This window comes from Trebonia sp. (genome assembly GCF_030042015.1).
Classification (GTDB): domain Bacteria; phylum Actinomycetota; class Actinomycetes; order Streptosporangiales; family Streptosporangiaceae; genus Trebonia.
On the sequence record NZ_JASIAL010000070.1, the window covers coordinates 1 to 5,734 of the forward strand.

At 72.0% G+C, this 5,734-nt stretch carries 6 protein-coding genes; 3 read left to right on the plus strand and 3 right to left on the minus strand.

Features of this window, described 5'->3' with window-relative positions:
• Nucleotides 1-1,323, plus strand: a 1,323-nt coding sequence (locus tag Q1N79_RS03455; protein ID WP_300604232.1) for a cytochrome ubiquinol oxidase subunit I, incomplete at its 5' end; no start/stop codon positions are given.
• Nucleotides 1,323-2,486, plus strand: coding sequence for a cytochrome d ubiquinol oxidase subunit II (locus Q1N79_RS03460; RefSeq protein ID WP_300604234.1), 1,164 nt, complete (start codon nucleotides 1,323-1,325; stop codon nucleotides 2,484-2,486). The genes Q1N79_RS03455 and Q1N79_RS03460, both read left to right, overlap by 1 nt.
• Before the next feature lie 46 nt (nucleotides 2,487-2,532).
• Here the strand turns inward: Q1N79_RS03460 and Q1N79_RS03465 are convergent, their stop codons facing one another.
• The 3 genes from Q1N79_RS03465 to Q1N79_RS03475 are packed head-to-tail and all read right to left on the minus strand — an operon-like array spanning nucleotide 2,533 to nucleotide 5,058.
• On the minus strand, nucleotides 2,533-3,318 hold the full coding sequence (locus Q1N79_RS03465) for an FAD:protein FMN transferase (protein ID WP_300604236.1): 786 nt from the start codon (nucleotides 3,316-3,318) through the stop codon (nucleotides 2,533-2,535).
• A complete protein-coding gene (locus Q1N79_RS03470; protein WP_300604239.1) occupies nucleotides 3,315-3,716 on the minus strand; it encodes an FMN-binding protein in 402 nt (133 codons plus the stop codon). Before Q1N79_RS03470 ends, Q1N79_RS03465 begins: the two co-directional genes overlap by 4 nt.
• Before the next feature lie 22 nt (nucleotides 3,717-3,738).
• Nucleotides 3,739-5,058, minus strand: coding sequence for a ferric reductase-like transmembrane domain-containing protein (locus tag Q1N79_RS03475; RefSeq protein WP_300604241.1), 1,320 nt, complete (start codon nucleotides 5,056-5,058; stop codon nucleotides 3,739-3,741).
• Between the two features lie 246 nt (nucleotides 5,059-5,304).
• Here Q1N79_RS03475 and Q1N79_RS03480 point away from each other — a divergent pair.
• A partial coding sequence (locus Q1N79_RS03480) for a universal stress protein (RefSeq protein ID WP_300604244.1) occupies nucleotides 5,305-5,734 on the plus strand: 430 nt, incomplete at its 3' end.

The window sequence follows — 5,734 nt, forward strand, 5'->3', positions numbered from 1 at the left end:
GGGTTCCACATCATCCTGGCCTGCATGGGGGTCGCGCTGCCTTCGATCGTGCTGCTGGCCGAGTTCATCGGGCTGCGGCGGCATGACGAGACCGCGCTGCGGCTGGCGCGCCGCTGGTCGCAGGTGATGGGGGTGCTGATCGCGGTCGGCGCGGTCACCGGGACCGTGCTGTCGTTCGAGATGGGCCTGCTGTGGCCCGGGCTGATGCGCCAGTACGGGGCGGTGCTCGGCTTCCCGTTCGGCGTCGAGGGGATCTTCTTCTTCATCGAGGCGATCTTCGCCGGCATCTACCTGTGGGGCTGGCGGCGGCTGCCGGGCTGGGCGCACTTCTGGAGCGGCGTGCCGATCGCGGTCAGCGGCATCCTCGGCGCGATGTCGGTGGTCGCGGTGAACGCGTGGATGAACCAGCCGGGCGGCTTCACCGAGGTGGACGGCCGGATCACCTCGGTCAACGTGTGGCAGGTGTTCTTCAATCACGCGGCCAGCTACGAGATGCCGCACATGATCCTGGCCGCGTACATGGTCGCCGGGTTCACCGTGGCCGGCGTGTACGCCGCGGGCATCCTGCGCGGCCGCCGGGACCGCTACCACTACACCGGGTTCGCGATCGGGTTCGTCCCCGCCGCGATCCTCACCCCGTTCCAGATCTTCGTCGGCGACACCGCGGCCCGCGCGATCGCCCGCGACCAGCCGGTGAAGTTCGCGGCGATGGAGTACGTGGCGACGACCTCCAGGCAGGTCCCGGAATGGCTGGCGGGCGTCTACGTCAACGGGCACATCTACGCGGGGATCAGGATCCCTGACCTGGACTCGCTGCTGGTCGGGTTCGGGCCGGGAACCCAGGTGACCGGCTGGGACAGCGTCCCGCCCGCCGACCGTCCCCCGGTCGTGTGGCTGATCCACCTGTGCTTCGACACCATGGTGGGAATCGGATTCCTGCTGCTGCTCGGCGGGCTGTGGGCGGCCTGGGAGTGGTGGCGCCGCCGCCGGCTGCCGCCGCAGCGGCTGTTCTGGCTGTTCGGCGCGGTCAGCGGGGTGGCCGCGATCGTGGCCATGGAGTGCGGCTGGGTGGTTACCGAGGTCGGCCGCCAGCCCTGGGTGGTGTACCGGCTGCAGACCACCGCCCAGGCGGCCACGACGAACGGCGGCGTGGTGACCAGCCTCACCCTGGTCGTCGTCCTGTACGCGGTGCTCGGCGCCACGACGATCGCCGTGCTGCGGCTGCTGGCCCGCCGCTGGCGCCGCGGCGACGCCGCCGAGACCGACGTTCCGTACGGCCCGCCGGCGACGGCGGGCCGTACGGCCGGGCACGCGGAGTCCTGATGGCGGCCGCGGCGGTCGGGGGCATCCTGCTCGCCGGGATCAGCTTGTACGCGGTGCTCGGCGGGGCCGATTTCGGCGGCGGGCTGTGGGACCTGCTGGCCGGCGGCGCCCAGCGCGGCCGGCGGCCGCGCGGCCTGATCGATGAGTCGATCACCCCGGTGTGGGAGGCCAACCACGTGTGGCTCGTCTTCGACCTGGTCATCTTCTGGACCGCGTTCCCTGTCGCGTTCGCCGCCGTGATGACCGTGCTCGCGCTGCCGCTCTGGCTGGCGGTGGCCGGGATCGTGCTGCGCGGCGCCGGGTTCGCCTTCCGCAAGGAGCTCACGCGGCTGCCGATTCGGCGCCTGGCAGGCGCCACCTTCGCGTTCTCCTCGCTGATGACCCCGTTTTTCATGGGCACGGTGATCGGCGCGATCGCCACCGGCGCGGTGCCCGCCAACGGCGCCCACGCCAGCCTCGCCGCCTGGACGAGCCCGACCGCGCTGCTTGCCGGGTTCTTGTTCGTGGCCGCCTGCGGCTACCTTGCCGCCGTCTACCTGACCGGCGAGGCGCAGCGCCGCGGCGACGCGGCGCTGCGGGCCTACTTCACCCACCGCGCGCAGGCCGCCGCGATCGTGGCCGGGGCGCTGTCGCTCGCGACCATGGCCGAATTGCACACCGCGAGCCCGCTGCTGTTCGGCCGGCTCACCGGCCGTGCGCTCGCGCTGGTGATCGTCGCCGCGGTGTGCGGGCTCGCGGTGCTCGTCCTGCTGAGCATCGGGCGGACGACGGGGGCGGCGGTTCGCATGATCGCGGCGCTCGGGGTGGCCGCCGTGGTATGGGGCTGGGGCGTGGCCAGGTACCCGGTGCTGCTGCCGAACACCGGGGTGACCCTGAGCAACGCGGGCGCCCCTGATGACATCCTGGTCGCGATCGTGGTCTTGTTCATCGTCGCCGCGGCGCTCATCGGCCCCTCCTTCGTCCTGCTGTACGCCCTGCAGGGCCGCCGCATGCTGGGCGAGGGCGAGGCTGTCGCGGTCGCGGTTCCCGGCGCGGACGGCCCGCGGCGGCCGCCGGCGGCACCGGGCGGGCAGCCGCCCGGCGGCCGCGGCGGCATCACCAGGCCCGCCGTGGTGACCGTCGTCGTGCTGACCGCGCTCGTCCGCCGCCTGCGGGGCCGCTGAGCCCACACCGCTTGGCCGGCGCCGCACGGCGCAACGAGCCCCGGATTCAGGCCGGGCAGATGTAGCGCTTGAAGCCGGGGGTGTGCCAGACCTCGCCCGCCGCGGTAACCGCGAACGCCGCGTAGTCCGCGAGCGACTCGGCCCACTCGCGGCCGAGCGCCGGCCCCATGGCGAAGGCCGCCGTCGAGTAGGCGTCCGCGAGCGCCAGGCTCGGGCCGGCGACCGTCAGGCTCGCCAGGCCGGAGGCCGGACCGCCGGCGTGCGGGTGAAGGATGTGCGGGCCGCGTTCGGCCACGCCTGAGGTCGCGACCGCGCAGTCGCGCGCGGCCACGACGAGCGCAAGCCCGCCGGGGCGGAACGGGTCCGCGATCCCGACCCGCCAGGGCTCACCCTGGCTGTCGCGGCCGCCGACGCACTGCACGTCTCCCCCGCCGTTGACCACGTGCGCCGCCGAGCCCGCGGCCGCGAGCAGCGCCGACGCCCGCTGCACCGCCCAGCCTTTCACGTAGCCGGAGGGGTCGAAGCGGCCGCCAGGCGACGACGTGAAGTACCCGCCGGACAGGTCACGGACGAACGCGCACGCGGCGATGACCTCGGCGACCTCGGGCGCGCACCCGTCGACCGTGACTTCGGCGGCGGCGAGCAGCGAGACGTCGCTGTCCGGCCGGTACGGCGAGAACACGCGGTCCACCCAGTGCAGCCAGCGGATCGCGGAATCCAGCGACCCGTTGGCGCGCGCGGACACGGGGACGTCGAACGAGACCACGGTCCCCATGACGTGCTCGGCGTGCCGCACCCGAGCCTGGACCGGCGGAATAGACAGCACGCTCATCCCCCGTTATCCAGCGCACTTTGCAGCGACTGAATATACCCGCCGCTTGTGTATGTCGCGCCGGAGACCGTGTCGATCCGGGCGCTTTGCGCCGTGATCGTCTCGCCTATCAGCCGCGGCAGCGCGTACTGGCCGATCTCCAGGTCCATCTGGGTGGACGAGGGCTGTTGCAGGATGTTTACCTTGACGATCCTGTTGGTTTTCACCACGAGCTGGACTTGCACCGGGCCGTAGACGGTATCGGCGACATTCCCCGTGACGGCGCGTTCGCCGGGGAGCAGAGAAGGCGGGGCCGTGGGAGACGCCCCGGCCCGTTCGGAAGAAGAATGGGTTTTGAAGGACAGCAGCGCGACGAGGCCGGCTACCGTCGCGGTGACGGCCAGGATCACTCGGCGCATGCTTTCCTCCCCGGTTAGGTAATTAAGTCTCGAACTCGAACGACTCGAAGTGGATCCGCCGCCGCGGCACGCCCGCCTCGGTCAGCGCCGCGACCGCGCTGCCCGTCATGCCGGGCGGGCCGCACAGGTAGACATCCATCTTGTGCACGCCAGGGGCGAGCTCGCGCAGCGTCTGCGCGGAGATCGGGTCGCCGCCGAGGTCGGTCCGGCTGCCGACCACGTAGTGCACCGTGGCGCCGCGCGCCTCGGCGATCGCGTCGAGCTCGGACTGGAACACGATGTCCTGCCAGGTGCTCGCCCGGTAGATCAGGGTGACCTTGCCCGACAGCGCCGCGAACATGGCGCGCAGCGGCGTGATGCCGACGCCGCCGGCCAGCAGCAGGGTTGACCGGCCCGTGCGGATGGGGACGAACGCTCCGAACGGGCCCTCAGCGATCACCCGGGTGCCAGGCTTGAGCGAGCGGACCGCGGCGCCGTAGTCGCCGGCATCCTGCACCGTGATGCGCATGAGGTCGTCGCTGGGGACCGCGGACAGCGAGTACGGGTGCGACTGCCACCACAGCCCGCGGGCCAGGAAGCGCCAGCGGAAGAACTGGCCCGGTTCGGCGTCGAGCCCGCCGAGCCTGCGGCCCTGGATGTAGACGGAGAACGTCCGCGGCGCCTCCGCCCGTACGCCCGCCACCCGGAACCCGTGCCGGGCGAAATCGCGGACAGGGACCACGAGGCGGTACCAGACCACCAGCGCGGCGACGACCAGGTACAGGCTCGACCACCAGAACCGGGCGGCCAGGTCGGTGACGAAGGCGGCCCCGTTCGCGAACTGGTGGCTGAAGGCGAGGGCGATCGCCAGGTATGTGTACAGGTGCAGGTAGTACCAGGTCTCGTAGCGCAGTTTCCTGCGGACCGCGCGGGCGGACACGAGCCCGACGCCGAGCAGCAGGAACCAGGCGACGGTCGCCATCAGCACGTCGGGGTAGGCGGTGAGCAGCGTGCCGGCCTCGGTGACCGGGTTGGTGTGCGCGGTGACCGCGTAGCCCCAGGTGATCGCGAGCGCATGGCCGCTGACCAGCCCGATCACGTACCGGCCGCCCATGGCGTGCCAGCGGGCCAGCCGGTCGGCGCCCACGCCGCGCTCGATCGGCCGGATGCGCGCCATCAGCAGCACGAGCACGACGACGGCGTAGCCGGCCAGCAGGCCAAGGATCTCGCCGGCACCGGTCAGCCAGCCGCCGAGGACCGTGCCGCTGATGACCAGGGTGCTGTGCCACCACAGGACAAGGACGGCGGCAGCGCCGGCGGCGATGGCGGCCAGCAGGCCGCGCGGCCCGATGGCACCGGCCACCGTTCCTCCCCTCTTTCCTCTTTGCGCCTCTTTGTCGATATTCCCGTGCTGGCACCCCTCATACGAGAACGAAGCGGCGTTTGGCCAGGTTCACGGGACGGACGATCGTCACGGACGGTGGGGACTGCCGGCCCGCGGCGGCCAGGACCCTGGGCACTGAATACCGCAGGTCGTCATGCGTAGCGTGAGTTGTGGAGAGCATCAGGATGCCGCACCGATGCGCAGCGCATGAGGAGATGCGGGACAATGTCTGGAATCATCGTCGGAATTGACGGCTCGAGCGATTCGCAGCGAGCCCTGGAGTGGGCCGTGCGCGAGGCCGCGGTGCGCCGGGCGCCGCTGCGGGTCATCACGGTCTACCGGACGGCTGTCAGCTACTGGGGCGGGCCGGTCGTCTATCCGCAGGACCACACGTTCGCCGAGCGGGCGCGGCAGGAAGCGCAGGAGGCGACGGAGAAGGCGCTGGCGCTCGTCGGCGCCGCCCGGCCGAAGGACGTCACCGTGGATGCGCTCACCGGCGTCCCCGCCGAGGCGCTGATCGAGGCGAGCAAGGACGCCGACATGATCGTGCTTGGCTCGCGGGGCACCGGGGGCTTCGCCCGGCTGCTGCTTGGGTCGGTCTGCACCCAGGTCACCCACCACGCGCACTGCCCGGTCGTGGTCGTCCCCGCCGAGG

Bases quoted from the DNA above. Each gene is read 5' to 3' on its own strand.
- Q1N79_RS03460 (WP_300604234.1), top strand. From the start codon at position 1,323: ATGGCGGCCGCGGCGGTCGGGGGCATCCTGCTCGCCGGGATCAGCTTG.
- Q1N79_RS03465 (WP_300604236.1), bottom strand. From the start codon at position 3,318: ATGAGCGTGCTGTCTATTCCGCCGGTCCAGGCTCGGGTGCGGCACGCC.
- Q1N79_RS03470 (WP_300604239.1), bottom strand. From the start codon at position 3,716: ATGCGCCGAGTGATCCTGGCCGTCACCGCGACGGTAGCCGGCCTCGTC.